The 16,621-nt window shown below is 52.0% G+C and carries 10 protein-coding genes and 6 pseudogenes; 9 read left to right on the top strand and 7 right to left on the bottom strand.

Features of this window, described 5'->3' with window-relative positions:
* Nucleotides 1-661: 661 nt before the first annotated feature.
* Nucleotides 662-865, top strand: coding sequence for a hypothetical protein (locus ACOQFT_RS00615; protein ID WP_421596135.1), 204 nt, complete (start codon nucleotides 662-664; stop codon nucleotides 863-865).
* A 173-nt stretch (nucleotides 866-1,038) separates the two neighbouring features.
* Here ACOQFT_RS00615 and ACOQFT_RS00610 read toward each other — a convergent pair whose 3' ends face one another.
* Entirely contained in the window at nucleotides 1,039-1,554 is a 516-nt protein-coding gene (locus ACOQFT_RS00610) for a hypothetical protein (RefSeq protein WP_421596134.1), read from the bottom strand.
* A gap of 225 nt (nucleotides 1,555-1,779) precedes the next feature.
* Here ACOQFT_RS00610 and ACOQFT_RS00605 point away from each other — a divergent pair.
* The 5 genes and pseudogenes from ACOQFT_RS00605 (at nucleotide 1,780) to ACOQFT_RS00585 (ending at nucleotide 9,177) form a co-directional block, all read left to right on the top strand.
* Nucleotides 1,780-2,504, top strand: a protein-coding gene (locus ACOQFT_RS00605; protein ID WP_421596133.1) for an IS5 family transposase whose coding sequence is annotated in 2 segments (ribosomal slippage) — nucleotides 1,780-2,068 and nucleotides 2,068-2,504 — 726 coding nt in all. Because the reading frame shifts where the segments join, the coding sequence is not laid out codon by codon here.
* 113 nt (nucleotides 2,505-2,617) lie between these two features.
* Nucleotides 2,618-3,649, top strand: coding sequence for an IS110 family transposase (locus ACOQFT_RS00600; RefSeq protein ID WP_421596136.1), 1,032 nt, complete (start codon nucleotides 2,618-2,620; stop codon nucleotides 3,647-3,649).
* A gap of 537 nt (nucleotides 3,650-4,186) precedes the next feature.
* Nucleotides 4,187-6,565, top strand: coding sequence for a calcium-binding protein (locus tag ACOQFT_RS00595; RefSeq protein ID WP_421596132.1), 2,379 nt, complete (start codon nucleotides 4,187-4,189; stop codon nucleotides 6,563-6,565).
* Nucleotides 6,566-6,657: 92 nt separating this feature from the next.
* Nucleotides 6,658-6,918, top strand: a pseudogene (locus ACOQFT_RS00590) (transposase); the annotation flags it as partial.
* Between the two features lie 216 nt (nucleotides 6,919-7,134).
* The gene (locus tag ACOQFT_RS00585; RefSeq protein ID WP_421596131.1) at nucleotides 7,135-9,177 is read left to right on the top strand and encodes a beta-propeller fold lactonase family protein; all 2,043 of its coding nucleotides are present in this window, start codon (nucleotides 7,135-7,137) and stop codon (nucleotides 9,175-9,177) included.
* Nucleotides 9,178-9,409: 232 nt separating this feature from the next.
* Here ACOQFT_RS00585 and tnpC read toward each other — a convergent pair.
* The 4 genes and pseudogenes from tnpC to ACOQFT_RS00565 form a co-directional block, all read right to left on the bottom strand.
* Nucleotides 9,410-10,315 (bottom strand): annotated as a pseudogene (tnpC, locus tag ACOQFT_RS00580) (IS66 family transposase); the annotation flags it as partial.
* Nucleotides 10,311-10,613, bottom strand: a pseudogene (gene tnpB / locus ACOQFT_RS00575) (IS66 family insertion sequence element accessory protein TnpB); the annotation flags it as partial. The pseudogenes tnpB and tnpC, both read right to left, overlap by 5 nt.
* An 86-nt stretch (nucleotides 10,614-10,699) precedes the next feature.
* Nucleotides 10,700-10,921, bottom strand: coding sequence for a hypothetical protein (locus tag ACOQFT_RS00570; protein WP_421596130.1), 222 nt, complete (start codon nucleotides 10,919-10,921; stop codon nucleotides 10,700-10,702).
* Between the two features lie 150 nt (nucleotides 10,922-11,071).
* Nucleotides 11,072-11,541: pseudogene (locus tag ACOQFT_RS00565) on the bottom strand (transposase); the annotation flags it as partial.
* A gap of 62 nt (nucleotides 11,542-11,603) precedes the next feature.
* On the opposite strand from ACOQFT_RS00565, the pseudogene ACOQFT_RS00560 reads away from it, so the two are divergent.
* Together ACOQFT_RS00560 and ACOQFT_RS00555 are read left to right on the top strand one after the other, a co-directional pair.
* Nucleotides 11,604-11,741 (top strand): annotated as a pseudogene (locus ACOQFT_RS00560) (IS6 family transposase); the annotation flags it as partial.
* 217 nt (nucleotides 11,742-11,958) lie between these two features.
* Nucleotides 11,959-14,871, top strand: coding sequence for a M10 family metallopeptidase C-terminal domain-containing protein (locus ACOQFT_RS00555; RefSeq protein ID WP_421596129.1), 2,913 nt, complete (start codon nucleotides 11,959-11,961; stop codon nucleotides 14,869-14,871).
* 238 nt (nucleotides 14,872-15,109) lie between these two features.
* Here the strand turns inward: ACOQFT_RS00555 and ACOQFT_RS00550 are convergent.
* Nucleotides 15,110-15,564 (bottom strand): annotated as a pseudogene (locus ACOQFT_RS00550) (transposase); the annotation flags it as partial.
* Nucleotides 15,565-15,732: 168 nt separating this feature from the next.
* Between ACOQFT_RS00550 and ACOQFT_RS00545 the strand changes: the two are divergent.
* Nucleotides 15,733-16,377 (top strand): FkbM family methyltransferase, encoded by a 645-nt coding sequence (locus ACOQFT_RS00545; protein WP_421596128.1) that lies wholly within the window; start codon nucleotides 15,733-15,735, stop codon nucleotides 16,375-16,377.
* 58 nt (nucleotides 16,378-16,435) lie between these two features.
* On the opposite strand, the gene ACOQFT_RS00540 is transcribed toward ACOQFT_RS00545, so the two are convergent.
* Nucleotides 16,436-16,621 (bottom strand): DDE-type integrase/transposase/recombinase (locus ACOQFT_RS00540; RefSeq protein ID WP_421596127.1); only part of this gene is annotated, 186 nt, incomplete at its 5' end.

Genomic DNA, 16,621 nt, shown 5'->3' with positions numbered 1-16,621 from the left:
CATCGAGGTCGCCAACATGATCCGGAAGCGGCAATTCTCTATTGATACGACTTCCGGCTTTCAGCTATTCGCAAAGATAGCAGGATAGGTGTATCCAGTAAGTCGCTGGCTTTGGCCGTTCCAAATGTTTGCGACACATCCACCTGTGAGACAGGTAGGATCTTGTTTACTTCTGATGACTGGAAAGAGCCTCACGAACGATCCTAAGTTACTAAGGCCCACGCCAGTGGGTCGTTCAAGAGGAACGCGACGACTGCGTTGATCGCGTTTTGGAAACAAAGCTGTAGCATAAGCCAGTTTGAGTGAGCGCAATCGTATATATTGTGTTTATTGATCCCGAAATACATAGGAATGGTCGCGAAAACTTGGACAATTTACCATTTGTTAATGGAATCGATTCAAATTGGACACAGTTGTGGCAATAGGGATTTTAGTGATGGATGAAAGTTTTTTGCATCGCGCCACTGACATAGAGTTGAGGCTGGAGGCGGAGGGGATGTTTCTCACTGCCGAAGCGATCAGGCAAGTTGTTAATACATACGTATTGGAGCATTCCGGTTACACGATGACGTGGAATGGCAGAAAAACATCCGAGAAGCCGTCAGATTTAACTGAGCGTTAACCAAAACACCTTGTAGTTGTAAAAAACTCGAGGTGTTTCATGAAAACCAACCATTGGTTCGTCACAGCGGTATCAGAGATGGTCGATGACGCAAAGCGAGACAACCTATTTAATGTCTTAAGTGGACTGCGCACAGCTCTATCTGTATATTGCGATGAATCTGGTCTAACTGAAGAAGAAAAAGAAGCTGTTTATGCCCTGATGCAGGAGAATACAAAAAAAACTAGCGAGTGTAATTTCTAGAACTGAAGCCTACCTAATGCTTAACTAATATGGTTGATGGCAAATCTAATAATTTATGAATCTTGGGAGTGCATTAGTATCTTCCAAATTTTAGTGTTCTTTAAGTGTTCCACGACTCGATAACCTTGCCGACATAATTTGATCGCAAGCAGGAAATCAATCCGCACACGGTGTCAAGCGGTTTGAGGAATTTGTGGTAGCGCTCCTTTCGTAGAATAGAATTCGGAGGAAGTGCTGCTTTCAAGTGATAGTTGAATTTTTTTGAATACATCCAATATACTTGCTGCAACTGCCCAGAATTCGTTAAAGCTAAGCTGGACACCATTTTGAAAGGCGCCCTTGTTAAACAAGGAAACTAAATGAGAGAGAACTAAGATTCTTTGTTGTTGATCGAAAGGGTTTTCGAATTCGGACTGGTCCAGAAAGATTGCTACATCCTCTGCGATTTCCATCGAAGTTATCGTCAATTTTTCAACGTTTTGAGGTGTCTTGAGAATTTCAATAAGTACACTCATTGCGATGACGTCGAAGAAATTCGGCGCTACCACAGCTCTGTGGCAACCAAAGTTCAATTGAGCGCCGAAGTGCGGTTGGAGAATTTTCCAAGCAGTCTCGATCTCCTTAAGTGGTTTTGACAAAACCAGAGCGATATCTTTGATATCAAAGGGGGTTGTTGTAGGGCAAAACAATTACACGACCTTTCATTCAACGCAACCAACTTATGAACTCAAAAAAATAACGACAAATTAACACGCCTTTTCGCTTAAGGAATATTTCACGTGGCGCGGAAGGTTGGCCACTGGAAAGGTTTCTGCCTAGGGTCAGGACCCATTGATTTTCGCTTTTCGGCATGATTCACCATTCGAAATACGAGTGGTGACCTGTCTGACCTTTTCTAGCTGGGCGATGCGCAGATGGCGCGTCTAGAGCCCTATTTCCCCAAGTCCCACGGCAAGCCTCGTGTCGATGACCGGCGAGTGTTGAGTGGGATTATCTTCATCAACCGCAATGGTTTACGGTGGCGGGATGCGCCCAAGAAGTACGGGCCGCTCAAGACCCTGTACAACCGTTGGAAACGATGGAGTGACAAAGGCATCTTTGCCCAGATGATGGTCGGCCTGGCCGCTGAGCATGGCGAAGAGAAGACGATCATGATCGACGCCAGCTATCTGAAAGCCCACCGCACAGCGTCCAGTTTGGGCGTCAAAAAGGGGGACGCGGTCGCGTGATTGGCAAAACCAAAGGCGCTATGAATACCAAGTCGCAAGCCATCTGTGATTGCAAAGAGCGACCTTTGAACCTCTTTGTTACCGCCGGGCAGGTGAGTGATTACATCGGGGCAAAGGCCCTTTTGAGCAGCCTGCCCAATGTCGACTGGCTGCTGGGAGATCGAGGTTACGACGCCGATTGGTTCAGAGAAGCCCTGGAAGACAAAGGGATACGCGCATGTATCCCTGGTCGGAACCAACGCAAGGCCACCGTCAAATATGACAAACGCCGCTACAAACGGCGCAATCGGATCGAGACTATGTGCGGCAGGCTCAAGGATTGGCGGCGTGTGGCAACCCGCTATGACGGGTGCCCAAAGGTATTCCTCTCCGCCATAGCTCTCGCCGCCACTGTCATATTCTGGTTATGAAACAACAACGAGATGCCGTAACGGGGCCTGCGTCACGCACCGCCGTTGCTACTTGCTAGATCTGCGCCGCGCTGTCGCCATTCCCGTATTGAAACTGCATGGAGGACTACGGGATGAGGCTGTATATTGGATTGGATGTATCTCTCGCCAAGACCGCGATTTGCGTGATCAGCGAGCATGGCGAGATATTCAAAGAGGCTGAGGCGACGCGCGATCCCGAGATTCTGGCCCGTTGGCTGGGTGATTTGGCCCACGACATCGCCGCGATTGGCTTAGAGGCTGGACCTATGTCGCAATGGTTGCATCGAGGGCTGGCCGAGTTGGGTCTGGATGCCGTGCTTATGGAAACCCGCCAAGTCAAAGGTGCGCTGAAAGCGATGCCAATCAAGACGGATCGACGGGATGCCGAAGGGATTGCGCGCCTGCTTCACCCTGGCTGGTTCCGCCCTGTTCACTGTAAATCCGTCTCTGCTCAGGAAACTCGCGCTATACTTGGCGCTCGAAAAGCCATTCAGCAGAACATGATTGCATTGGAGATGTCGTTGAGAGGTTTGCTACGGAACTTTGGGCTCAAGGTTGGTGCTATCTCACGCGGGAAGTTTGAGGCCCGTATCCGGGAGTTGGCGGACGACAACCTCATGCTGGAGACCGCGATTGAACCGATGCTGCGGGCCAGAGCTGCCCTGCGACAGGAACTTGCAATCCTTGAGAAACAGGTACGCCAGCTTGCCCAGGACGATCCGGTTTGCCTCCGTTTGATGACGATGCCGGGGATCGGTGCGGTCGTGGCGCTAACCTTCCGTGCAGCCGTCGATGATCTAACGCGCTTCCGATCTTCGAAGAGGGTTGGTCCTTGGGTTGGCCTGACGCCTTCGCGCAACCAGTCCAGTGAACGCGATGTAACCGGCGGCATAACCAAGGCAGGGGATGTCAATCTGAGGCGAGCATTGTGTCAGGCTGCGACTGTCATGATGAACCGAGGGCGCTCGACATGGTTGCGAACATGGGGTGCCCAACTCGCCCGACGCCGAGGTCGGAAAATAGCGATGGTCGCCCTCGCTCGTCGCATTGCTGTCATCCTTCATCGAATTTGGGTCGATGGCACCGTATTCCAGCCCGACGCAGCACCGAACACCGCCTGGTAATCTATCCTTTGCCTGACTGACAGCAGGCCTTTGAGGTCCCGCAGGGACGTGGTTCCGATGATGCCGAGGTCTGGACCGTCGCTGACTTCAGTCAAGCACGCCTATGAGATGGGCACATCGGAAATACATCGAACCAGCATCAAGTTGGCAGCCGTTGCGCTGACCACGAACCGAAGCATGTACCCGAAGGATCTCAATCGAAAGCCGCAACAGAAAGCAGGGCGGACACAAACGAAGAAAAGCTACACCGCCTTGGCGGATCAATCATGCTGCGCAAAACAGCTTGACTGAGACGGCCCCGTTACCGAAGTCCTGACCCTAGGAGACTGGTGCTTCGGCGCAAAGTATTCTCGAAAGCAATCAATACTCAAGAGTTGCAGTCAGGAAAACACTGAAGAAAAACTTACTAAAAATAGCAAACTATTATCCAAGATTAACAGGTAAGTTTTCTGGACTGATTCTTTGAAAAACTTGGTTCATTCTCGCAAGGTGGCTTCAGAAATTCTAACTGGTGTTGGGTAGTGTTGTGAGGGTGAGATGGTCTGTTACAGCTATGAATTAACTCCGGGTGCAGTTTCAGAAACGGTCAGCGAGGATCATTTTGGTGCCAATTTTCGAGGTATGTTCCCGAATATCGGCGAAGCCTTCGACATGCTGGGTGTTACACATTTGCGCTATCCTTCAGGCAGCGCCCAAAAGGAAGACATTACAAATCTGGTTGAAGGTCAGTTAAACGATAATTTGACTGAGTTTTTTGGTTGGGTCGCCGATAGAGGGATGACCTTCACTTTGAGCATTCCAGTTGGGGAGAAATTGGCAAACCAGACTGAAATGACGGAATTTGTCAAAGCGGTATATGAACAACTGGGTCCAAACGGCCATCTTTTGACGACAATAGAAATCGGCAACGAGTATTGGAGTTTTCAACAAGCATCCGAGTATGGCAGGGATGCAGCACAGGCGACGCAGTATCTCGCTGCTGCTTACGAGGCATACAATGCTGAAAACCCGACATCCGATTATGATCCCAAGATCCTGGTGCAAACAGCGCCACCGTGGCACGTTGGGCCAGATAGCACGATGGACCAAAAAAACAAAGAGATCATTGAGCATTTCGATGCCAACAAAGATTTGTCGGATGGATTCCAGTCAACGGTCGCGAGTGAAGCGGTCGACGGAGTAGTTTCCCACTACTATTTCTATGAAACCTACGGTGCGGATAATACTTTTTCCGACGGTTACTACGAAAACCGGGAAATCGGGTCACGGCCGGATATGTGGTACAAGTATTTTGAACAAGAATTGGATTATCACGTTACCGAATGGAATGTTCAAAATGCCAATATTACTCAGCAAGGTCTGAAGGCGGCGTCTGTAATCCTTGAGATGTTCGAGACCATGCTGGAATCCGGGGTGGACGCAGCGGAAATCTGGTCGGTTCTGAATAGAAACTATAATTCATTTGCTGGTGGCATTACAAAGGACAACCGGGTTCATCTTTCACCTGCCGGTCAGGTATTTTCCTGGATGAGGGAGAGCTTGGTTGACGAGGATGGTGTCGGGCTCTCTCTGCTAGAATTGAGAGGGCTGCCTGACAATCACCGCCCAATTGAAATCAATGCCTTTACCGGGTATGGGAAAACGGTTCTCTACGTGTCTAACAGAACGGAAGAGTTTGGGGTGTCAGTTGACTTGGACCTGAACGAACTGGTCGAAGGAAGACACATCGTGTCCGTTCGAAAAATTGGAATTCTCGATGGTAGTGCTGACGGTATGAGTGACCGGGCCGAATACGACGAGAATGGTAGGCTGGTCCCTAATTCTCGCAATAAGCTCCGAGTTATCGATGAAGCCGAAAAGCTAGCGTTGGAAGCGAAATTCCAAAACTTGTTTGCATTGGGGGTGATCAGCCCCAGGAAAATTTCTTCTTATGAAGAAGAAACTTATCGAACCTATCTTCCGCCGCCGTCCACCATTCTTTTAATGCCCGGATACACCCCCGAAACGGCGACCAGTCTTGACCACTATTACTTTGTTGGAGAGACCGACGTTACGGTGGAAGTCGAGCAATTCACATTTGATGATGCGGGCGACGTGGATTTTGAATTGGATCCTTATGAAGTCGTGGAGATCACTATAACCCCATATGACCAAGTAGTTGGTTCCGAGAATAGTGACGCAATAACGGGATCGGGCTCCCACGAGGAAATTCTGGGGGATGATGGAAATGACTACATCGATGGCGGCGGGGGAACTGACTACGTTTCGGGAGGTGATGGTAATGATATTCTCGTTGGAGGAGACAGCGATACCATTGGTGACACACTATTGGGTGGAACTGGCAATGATATTGTAAATGGAGGTCAAGGGGCAGATGAAATTTACGGCGGTGAAGGTAATGACCGGTTGTTTGGCGGCGTAGGTGAAGACGAAATTCTTGGAGAGAACGGTGACGACTACGTTGATGGAGGCGCGGATGACGATTGGTTAGATGGTGGTGCTGGCCGGGATGTAATAACGGGCGGTCAAGGTAACGATCACATCAATGGGGGCGCGGATGATGATGTGCTGTTGGGAGGGGTGGGGGACGACACCGTCGCGGGCGGGGAGGGCAGTGACATTTTGGAAGGCGGCGTTGGTGACGATATACTCGACGGAGGCTTGGGTGATGATTTGCTTGTCGGTGGCGAAGGGGCAGACGTATTTGTTTTTCGACCGCGCGAAGGCCTTGATAGTGCCTACGACTTCGAGCAGGGCGTGGACGTTGTTCGGATCGAAGTTATGGGCGCGAGTTACGAGGACTTAACACTAACTGAACACGGCAACAGCACTCTCGTCGAGCTGGATGATGTTCCTATAGCAATCCTGGGAGTGTCACCGGACGCTCTTGTTGCAGATGATTTTCAGTTCATTTGAACAAGATCAAATGCTCTGCTCCCTGAAAACTGCATCGTTTGAAGCTGGAGTTTTCCGCTAAGTTTTCCTAGCTGGAAAAGGATCGGAATCGCATGAAAGCATCGAATTTCACGGAGGCGCAATGGGCGTTCATCTTGAAGTAAGGCGAACAAGGCACGCTGGTCGCGGATATTTGTCGCAAGGCAGGAATCAGTCCGGCAGCGCATATCAATTGTAAGAGGAAGTACGCAGGTTCGCTGTGTGATGCAATGCGCCGACTGAAGACACTTGAGGACGAGAATACCCGGCTAAAGAAGATCGTTGCGGACCTGACGTTGGATCTGGAAATGCGTCTGGACGTTACTCGCCGAAAGTGCTGAGGCCTGAGGCTGCTCAATTCCTTTGTCGTTTCCTGTTCGGGATTTAGCTTTGGTTCGCAGACGTAGAGCGTTGTTAGCGATTCCAGAAAAACTCTAAAAACCTAAGAAAATGACACTCTAAATCCCCAGCCTTTGCTGCTACATTGTCTGGCTGTTAATTATTTCACGCTATCTTATTTGCGGCTTCGGTGTGGTTAGGGAGGGCTTTTTATGATTGAATATGAAAGGACATTGACGACTGGATTCGTAAATTTTGATCGCGGAATTTGCGATTTGGTCTCAATCGAGTTTGGAGCGGGAACTTACCTTTACAGCACTTCCGGTCCTGGCGGTGGACTGGTGGTTTGGCAACTGAATAACGGTGATGTTCCTACCTTCTTCGATTCCCAAGTGTTTGATTCAAGTATTTCGCTAGATGGCGACCAGACAATAGAATTCGCGAACTTGGGTAGTGAAGACTTACTTGTTCTGGATATCAGCTCATCGGGGTCAATTTTTGGATATAGTTTGGAACCGACTGGAATGATCGGCGAGACGCAGCAGTTTCAATTGCCGTCAGAAGGCGGTGGAACCACGTTGTTGGCTAGTTACTCTTCTAATGACACCGAGTTTATCGTCGCAGCGACAGACGGTGGAAGCCGAATTACTGCGTACCGTGTCGGACCTACCGGCACCTTTACGGAAGTGGATGCTGAAATCGGACGCCCGGCGTTTTTGGATACAGTTGAAACTGCCTCCAATACGATAGTTGTAACGGCGGATTCATCAACTCACTCAGTGGTCACATTCCAGGCCGACACTGAAACAGGAGAGCTGACCCGGGTAGACAATTCCAATGCGACTTCGCATTTGGCGCTGAACACTCCGAGCTCAATGGAAGTAATCCAGGCGTATGGTAGTTCTTGGGTGCTTGTGGCGGGATCGGGCAGCAACTCCATTTCAGTGATGGAATTGGGCTCAGATGGAAGTCTTTTGCCTACAGATCATGTGCTCGACAGTTCCGGCACGAAATTCAATTCCATTCAAGATATCGCCGTGACCAGCGTTGGAGATCAAGTTTTTGTTTTCGCAGGGGGTGAGGACGACGGAATAAGCCTGTTTGCGCTGGTTCCGAGTGGTCAATTGGTGCATCTGGAAACAGTGGAAGGCACTGCTGAAAATGGGTTGGTAGGTGTCGATACTCTCTCGGTCGCTCAGGTCGGCAATGAATTGCAAGTGTTTGCAGCCGATCAGCAACAAGATGGTTTATCGCAATTCTCTGTGTCGCTGGACAACTTGGGAAGTGTCATCGAAGGCGACAGTATTCAATCAGGGACAAACGGCGATGACATACTTCTTGGTATGGGTGGTTCAACACTTCTCGCCGGGGGGGGGGATGATGTGCTGGTCGCTGGAAGTGGGACTACGGTCATGGCGGGCGGTGAGGGGGCCGACATTTTTGTGGTTCAAAACGGCAGTAGAACTACAATTGTCTCTGATTTTGAAGTGGGGGTCGACAGGTTAGATTTGTCTGATTTCGGGCAGCTACGTTTTCCAAGCCAGTTGGATTTTACACCTACGGAAGACGGTGCCCAAATTGACTTTCTTGGCCAAACGATAGTTCTCCAAAGCGCAGACGGCGGGTCGCTTTCACAACCCGACGTTCTTGGAGATTTTTTTGATGCAGCTGTTCGATTGCCGAATGGCCCCAACGAGAATTCTTCTGAAACAGTGAGCTCTTCTGGAATAACTGGAGCGGTAACGGTCAGCACCGCTAAAGACAATCCAGGCATCCGGGATGCAGAAGTTCATTTCATTCAAGACGGAAGTGCGCCCATTGTTGTGCAAGCTGATAGTCAGGGTTATTTTGACCTGCAACTACCGGTTGGCTCGGAACAAGGCCATATAAAAATCATAAAGTCCTACTCTACTGGAATCCAAGAAATCAACGCACTTGACGCCCTACAAGTGCTACGCATGTCGGTCGGCTTAGAGCCAACTTGGGGAACCGCTCAGCCAGAAAACTACATAGCGGCAGATATCAATAGGGACGGGTCAGTTAACGCTTTGGATGCATTAGACATTCTGCGCGTCTCAGTGGGGTTGCCGGTAGAAAGTGATGCAGAGTGGGTCTTCTTAGATTCCAAAACCGATATTTCGGAGGTTACCGCCGACGCAACGCACTATGATCCTAAAATTTCAGTAGTTGCGTTGAATGGGGATTTTTCAGTTGAAACAACTTCTATCCTTCTGGGAAATGTAGAGCAGCTGTAATTAGGTGAGTGTTCCATTGCCCAACGGCTCACATGCTGCCCTGCGCCATCCAGTACCATCCGCGCAGCTCGCTCGCGCACTTCCGGTGAATACTTGTTCGTTATCTTCGTCATGATGCTCCATCCTACTCATGAGTTGGAGCCTCAGGCAAACTCGGCGCAGTTCAAAATGACGATGGGGTATATCCGATCCAGCGCCCGGCCCTGCGTGTCCGTCCGGTGAACGCGACCAGTTAATCTTGAGCGGTTTCTTCGACGTAACACCACGGCATGAGTTCATCGAGGCGGTTGATATTGTGGTCTGCGATGCGCTCCAGGACCCAGCTCAGCCAGGCTTGCGGGTCGACACTGTTGAGTTTGGCAGTTTCGATCAGGGTGAAGGCGATGGCCATGGCTTTGCCGCCGCCCTCTGATCCGGCAAACATCCGGTTCTTGCGTCCGATGGCGACGGGTTTGACGGCGCGTTCTGCCGTGTTGTTGTCCAGTTCCAGGCAACCCTGATCCAGATACGCTCTGGCTTTGGGCAAATGGCCCAATGCATAACGGATGGCCTTCGCCAGCGGTGACTTGCCAGAGATGCGGGGCAATTGATCGTGCAGCCAATGCTCCAGATCATTGAATACGGGTTTGGCCTTGGCTTGCCGCAAAGCGACGCGTTCTTGTGGCGGCTTGCCCCGTGCCTCTTTTTCTACGGCATAGAGCTTTGCGATCCGGCAGATGGCTTCCTCGGCGATTGCTGAGCCCTGAGCGGTATAGACATCGACGAATTTGCGCCGGACATGCGCCATGCAGGCCATCTCGCGGGCTTTGTTCTCTGCGAACAGCCCATTGAAGCCGGAATAACTGTCGGCATGGATTCAGCCCGTGTATCCTGACAGTTGGTTTGTGGGGTGTTCGCCCTTCCGGTCGACGGTGAACTGATACCAGGCACAGAGTGGTGATTGGCCAGACCATGGCCATTCATCCCGGACATAGGTCCAGACCCGCGCGGTTTAGGTCTTCGTCTGGCCGGGTGCCTGCATTTTGACGGGTGTATCGACGGCAAAAACAGCCTCGCCCTTCCGCACCATGTGCCCAATGGCATCTGCCAGCGGCTCCAGAAGAGCAGTGGACCGGCCCACCCAGTCGGTCAGGGTCGATCCCTTCCAGCAGCATCGCTAACTGCGCAGACGTCACGCTGATCTTGCCGTCCTTTGCCGCGGGCCAGACAAACCGGCCTTTCTCAAGTCGCTTGGAGAACGGGCACGCCCCTTGTTGGTCCCACCAGATGATCTTCAGCAAATCGCCGCGACGGCCCCGGAAGACGAACAGATGACCCGAGTAAGGATCTTCTGCCAGAACCTTCTCGGCCTGCGCCGCCAGCGTATTGAAGCCTCGCCGCATGTCAGTCACACCAGCCGCCAACCAGACCCGCGTGTTGCTCGGAACCGGGATCAATGGATGATCCCTTTGTGCAGTCGCGCCAGAACATCGGGATCGAACCCGGCCTCTGCGCTGATCTTGTGCCCACTCGCCAGTTCAATCTAGATCCGGCCAGAGGACGCCGACGCAGGCACCGGCTCAACAGTGGCAGGCACCGGGACAACAGATGCTGGGTCAGAACCAATCTCCACTGGCAAAAAGACCGGCTCAGCCGATACGTCAATCACATCCGGTGCAAAGCGCGGGTCTTTCAGCCATTTGAAAATCAGATTGGCATTCACCGCGTAGCGTCGGGCGACCTGGGCCACAGAAACGTCCGCCATCGACGCCTATTGGCAAATCTCGCGCTTCTCTTCATCCGACCAAAACCGCTTCTTACGCATGCTCATAGAGTGCCCCATGGTGTCCACTATCGATGGTGGACACTTAGACACACTCTAACGAACGCGTTAGGTCGCGATCACCGGACGGACACGGCCCTGCCATTCTCGGACCTCGTCCAGCACCGCATCGGTCACCCGGCTGATCAGGTCGGGCGAGACCTTAAGGCCATAGACATCCTCAAGGTGACCGCGGATGTCACGAACGCTCGGACCGGCAGCGTAGAGGCCGATAATCTTGTCGTCCATACCGTCGATCCGGGTCTGCCCCTTTTTGACCAACTCGGGTTCGAAAACGCCATCCCGGTCACGCGGCACGGAAATCGGCATCTCCCCGTCCTGGCCTTTCAGGCGCTTGCTGGCTGCGCCGTTACGCCGATTGGGTTGGTCGGTGGGGCTTCTTGGCCTTCTTCGTAGCCGAGGTGCGACGTCAGTTCTGCGCCGAGCATCCGCTCCATCAGCTTGACCTTCCGTTCTTTCATCAGCCCCGCATCGCCAAGCAGATCTTCGGGCCGTTCACAGCCCTTCAGCAATTCATTCAGTAGTTCCTTGGAGATTGTCATCCTTGCTTCCTTTTGCAGAAGCATGGACCAGATCAGTCATACACAGTAGATCGGACACTCTCCGACCTATGCTGGGGTTCAAAGCCTTCGCTTCAGCGGCAGCAACGTTGGATGGGATTGAAGTGGCGCACATGATCCGCAAAGGTCAAATCACGCCCGGAATCCATCCGTTTCGCCAGTTTGCGGGACTGGCTGCTTAACCCACTAGCCTGGCGTGATCTCTTCAGTCAGTATGCAACTTCGCAACACAACCCATCGAAGTGTTGTTGTGCCATCGCGTTCAGCTTGCCTTAAAATGGTCAACCTGAGACAGGTGCTGTCCTTATTTCATGGTGACTACACTATTGTCGCCACGATAATGACAACTTGCGCGTGAATTGTACGCGCAATCAAAATCGCCGAGTTTGAGGCAGACACATGGCTACAACGACATACATTCCAAGACCTTCTTCATCCTCGCCAGTCAGCGCCATTCAGGGTACGCGTGCATATGGAGACGGAAACCCAGCAACTGTCATTACCATCACCTATAATTTCGGAAAACTGTCCGACACGCAGAACTGGACCTCCGAATACAAGGCTGAATTCCGGGCCGCCCTTGCGGCAATCGAAGCCGTTGCAAACATTCGGTTTGTCGAATCCAATTCATCGTCAGCCGATCTGGTCGAGTATATTGCACCCGCTTCGTCCTTTTCGTCTCCCAATGCCCTGGGTTTTCATTTTGGACCGTCAAACCTGCCTTCGCATGGGGCCTACAACACGAACTACTGGAATGCCGGTCCCGGCGGCAACGGCGATCCAGGCGGGTATTTCTTTACGACACTCATTCATGAGCTAGGTCACGCGCTGGGACTGGGGCATCCACATGACACCGGGTTTGGCACCACCGTGATGGCTGGTGTTACCTCGCCCTTCAACTCATTTGGCGCCGGTAATCTCAACCAAAGCGTCTACACCGTCATGTCGTACAATGATGGTTGGACTTCAACGAATGGAATTCTACCAAGCAATTCGACATTTGGCGGATCGACCGGTTTCGGAGCTCTGGACATTGCCGCACTGCAAGCGATGTACGGCGCGAATACCACCACTAACTCCGGCAACAACGTTTACACTCTTCCGTCCGCAAACGTTGCGAGCACAGGGTATCAGGCGATCTGGGATACTGGTGGCAACGATACCATCCAGCATCTGGGCACCTCGGACGCATGGATCGACCTGCGACCAGCAACTCTGGACTACACCGCAACCGGTGGCGGTGTCGTATCGTCCGCAGCCGGGGTCAGAGGCGGATTTACCATCGCCCACAACGTCACCATTGAAAAAGCATCAGGTGGGGTCGGCGATGATACGATCTATGGCAACTATGCCCAGAACGTTTTGCGCGGCAATAACGGGAACGACACGATTTACTCGCTTTCCAATGGAAGCAACAACAACACAATCTATGGCGGGCACGGGAACGACACGATCTATCTGGCGCACGGTACCGGCTCCGATCAGGTATTTGGCGATCAGGGCAACGATATTGCGATTGTGACAAGCAATGACGGTTCGTTTTACGGGGGGTCCGGTACGGATACGATCAGATTTACAACCGCGATCAGCAATTATCTGTTCCTAAGAAACGGAACCAGCTACGAGTTTTTGAACGTCATCACACGTATCACCTTCACCATCACAAATGATGTTGAGCTGATCCAGTTCCTGAACGGTGTGCAACAGTTGACCTGGTCGAACATCGCAACTGCCATGCAACTGTCTGACGTCGATACAACGGGTACGACGCTGCAGCATGCGAACCACGGCATCTACGTGTTGGACTCAGCTGGCTCGAACGTTGCGTTGACATTGGGGGGTGAGGTGATCGGGGCAGGCTCGATTGCAGGATGGCAAGCCATTCAGGCCGAATCTTCAGGCGGTGGCTACCGCGTTCTGTGGAAAAGCTCAGACGCCGGATATGGGGAGTGGACGGTCAACAGCCAAGGTCAACAAACCTCTGGCCAGATTGTATCCAACGTTGCGGAGGTCGAGACTTTCTACAACGCCGACCTAAACGGTGACGGAACAATCGGGCACACGACCACAAGCATCGAAACCGACGGCTCCGTGGCACTCTCCTCTTCGACGCGCAGCGGCTATCGTATCAATGGCAACATCGAACTGACCCGAAACGGTGCCAATGCCGGGCCGGAAAGCATTCCGGGCTGGGAGGCCATCCACGCCGAAGCGTTCAATGGTGGCTTTAAGGTGCTCTGGAAAAACGCCAACGGCTCCTATGGCGAATGGATCACCAATGCAGCCGGTGAATACCTTAACAGTGCTGCGATCAACAACGTTGTGGATGCCGAAACATTTTACAACGTCGATCTGAACGGGGACGGCACTATCGGGCACAAAACCACAAGCATCGAAACCGACGGCTCCGTGGCGTTGGCCTCATCAACCCGCGGTGGTTATGTGATCAATGGCAGCGTCGAACTGACGCGTAATGGTGCCAAAGTCGGTCCCGACAGCTTCCCCGGCTGGGAGGCCGTCCACGCCGAAGCGTTCAATGGCGGCTTCAGGGTGCTCTGGAAAGACACGGCTGGACAATATGGCGAGTGGATCACCGACTCAAGCGGCACCTATATCGGCAGCACCGGAGTCGGAAATGTCATTGATGTCGAGGCTTTCTATGGTGTCGATCTTAATGGGGACGGTCAGACCGGGCACTTCTCGACCAATATCGAAACCGCGGGGTCGGTTACGCTCGCTTCGTCGACTCGCGGGGTTTACCTTGTCAATGGCAGCGTCGAGTTGTCCAGCAACGGTGTCAAAACCGGGCCGGACAGCATCCCCGGCTGGGAGGCCGTCCACGCCGAAGCGTTCAATGGCGGCTTCAAGGTACTCTGGAAAAACACCAATGGAGACTACGGCGAGTGGATCACTGACGCTAGTGGTGCCTATATCAGCAGTACGATGATCCCTGATGTCATTGATGTTGAAGACTTCTACGGGTACGATATCAATGGCAGCGGCACCGTAGGATACGAACTCCCGAAACTTGCCCACCCTTCCTCTGCTACCCAAAAGCTCGTGTCAAAGAATGAGGGGCTGGGAGAACCTGGATGGGCAGAAACCGTAGATGTTCTGAAGTTCATTCCTGACATGGCTGCAAACGCAGATGACGACGACGGCGTAGAATTGATCGAAACAAGCGTAATAGGATTTGCCGGTATATCCACCTCGACGAAACTGGTTGAAGTCTCTTCGAACAACGACATCACCTATGAAGATTCCGATCTGACAATCGCAAACTTGTTGGAAGAGGATACCTTCCTCCTCTGACAATCACGCCAGTCCTGGTGGCAAAACCCAGGGCGGAGCTGCGCAAACCGAAGCGTTGCTCTTACCTGCCCCACAAATGCCAAGCAGATCCAATTCTGCTCGAGTGATAAACTGCCTATACCAACCGGCGACGTATACGTCGAATTGCGAATCAGACCGCAAGTACCACCGGCACCGTCACCACTGCAGTCAACATTCCTTTGCTGATTCCAGTTTTGGTGATCGGTTACCCATATCAGCCGTACTGTCGGGTCAACTCGATCATGTCGGCGACCAACCTGTCCTTGTCAGCGCGGCCTCTTGGGATGCGTCGCTGACGGGGTCGATGTTGTCCCAGCACGCGGCAGGCGCGTCGCTCAGATACTCTGAGTCGGCTGCGGACATGATCGATGCAGGCGCGACGACGAGCGGGGCTCAAAAGTTTACCTTTGCGGCTTCCGTCAGGATCAACTTATCCAAAGTCAGATCTGAAACCGCGCGGCTCAGCCGCTCGTTCTTCTTCTGAAGCCGTTTCAGTTCCTCCAACTTTTCAACACCCATTCCACCGTATTTCTTTCTCCTGCGGTAATAGGTTTGTTCAACGACTCCGATCTGTCTGATAGCATCAAGTCGGGACATGCCTTGCCCTATCAGAACTTCAACCTGCCGCAACTTCGAGACAATTTCTTCGGGCTTTGGTCGCTTGTTTGCCATTCTTTGTCCTCCGTTTCCTAAAAATAACGGTGGACCAGTTCAGTTGGGGAGGTTCAACGGGATTTTGAGTAAAGTGCCTTTGACGCCCAATTCGACTATTGTTAGGACTGCAACGAACACGACATAAATTGACCAGTAGCTAGTCTAAAATAAGAAAGAGAGGCGGCAATGGATCAGGAAGTAGATTTTCTGAAAAAATATGGCGTGACAGTTTTTTTGGATGTCGGGGCCAATGTCGGGCAAACCGGCATTAGTTTGCGAAAAGAGGGATATGAGGGGCGAATAATTTCGTTCGAACCCATTCGCCATTGCTATGATCAAATGGAAGCGGCTGCAGCGAGTGATCCGCTTTGGGATACCCGCCACTCTGCTGTCGGGGCCGAGGATGGGACCGCAAGCATTGGTGTATCGGAGAATTTCGTGTCCAGCTCAATATTGGATGCTACGGAAGACCTCATCGCGATTTACGAACCGATCCGATACACAAGACAGGAAGAGGTTCCTCTGACCCGATTGGACAGTTGCCTACCGGAACTGGTTCCTGAAGAAGACGACGCAGTGATCCACCTCAAGATTGATACGCAGGGTTTTGAACGTTTTGTGATCGACGGAGCATTGGACGCTCTGCACCGTATCAACACGATCCGTATGGAAGTGGCGGTATCTGTTGTCTACAGCGGCGAGATGATTGTTCCCGAAGCTATCCAGCGCATGACGGAGTTGGGCTACGTTCTGATTGACGCGTGGCCGGCATGGCGGCATCCGGAAACGGATGAGGTTATGCACTTTGATCTGCTGTTTCGGAGGCTGTAAAATTGGTTCTGTCGCAAACTGTTTAGATGGCAGAGCATCAGTGGAATTGGTGAGCAGTTTATCCTTCCAGTTGAACAAACTGCTGAAACGGGGAGAGTCCGGTTGTGAATTGACCTTTGCGGATCATGTTGACCAATTCGATACCGGCTAGGGCAGATGCGGCTGAAGCGAAAGATTTGAAGCCCAGCATGGGTCTGATCCTTCGTTTGATGAAGCGGTGATCCTGTTCAATGATGTTGTTGAG

Source organism: Ruegeria sp. MALMAid1280 (assembly GCF_049195285.1).
Taxonomy (GTDB): domain Bacteria; phylum Pseudomonadota; class Alphaproteobacteria; order Rhodobacterales; family Rhodobacteraceae; genus Ruegeria.
The sequence above is the reverse complement of the archived record's forward strand: the minus strand, read 5'-3'. Positions and strand labels throughout refer to the sequence as shown.

What these genes read in the sequence shown, in the direction of transcription:
- ACOQFT_RS00615 (WP_421596135.1), top strand. Translation starts at nt 662, where the DNA reads ATGAAAACCAACCATTGGTTCGTCACAGCGGTATCAGAGATGGTCGAT.
- ACOQFT_RS00600 (WP_421596136.1), top strand. Translation starts at nt 2,618, where the DNA reads ATGAGGCTGTATATTGGATTGGATGTATCTCTCGCCAAGACCGCGATT.
- ACOQFT_RS00595 (WP_421596132.1), top strand. Translation starts at nt 4,187, where the DNA reads ATGGTCTGTTACAGCTATGAATTAACTCCGGGTGCAGTTTCAGAAACG.
- ACOQFT_RS00585 (WP_421596131.1), top strand. Translation starts at nt 7,135, where the DNA reads ATGATTGAATATGAAAGGACATTGACGACTGGATTCGTAAATTTTGAT.
- ACOQFT_RS00570 (WP_421596130.1), bottom strand. Translation starts at nt 10,921, where the DNA reads ATGGCGGACGTTTCTGTGGCCCAGGTCGCCCGACGCTACGCGGTGAAT.
- ACOQFT_RS00555 (WP_421596129.1), top strand. Translation starts at nt 11,959, where the DNA reads ATGGCTACAACGACATACATTCCAAGACCTTCTTCATCCTCGCCAGTC.
- ACOQFT_RS00545 (WP_421596128.1), top strand. Translation starts at nt 15,733, where the DNA reads ATGGATCAGGAAGTAGATTTTCTGAAAAAATATGGCGTGACAGTTTTT.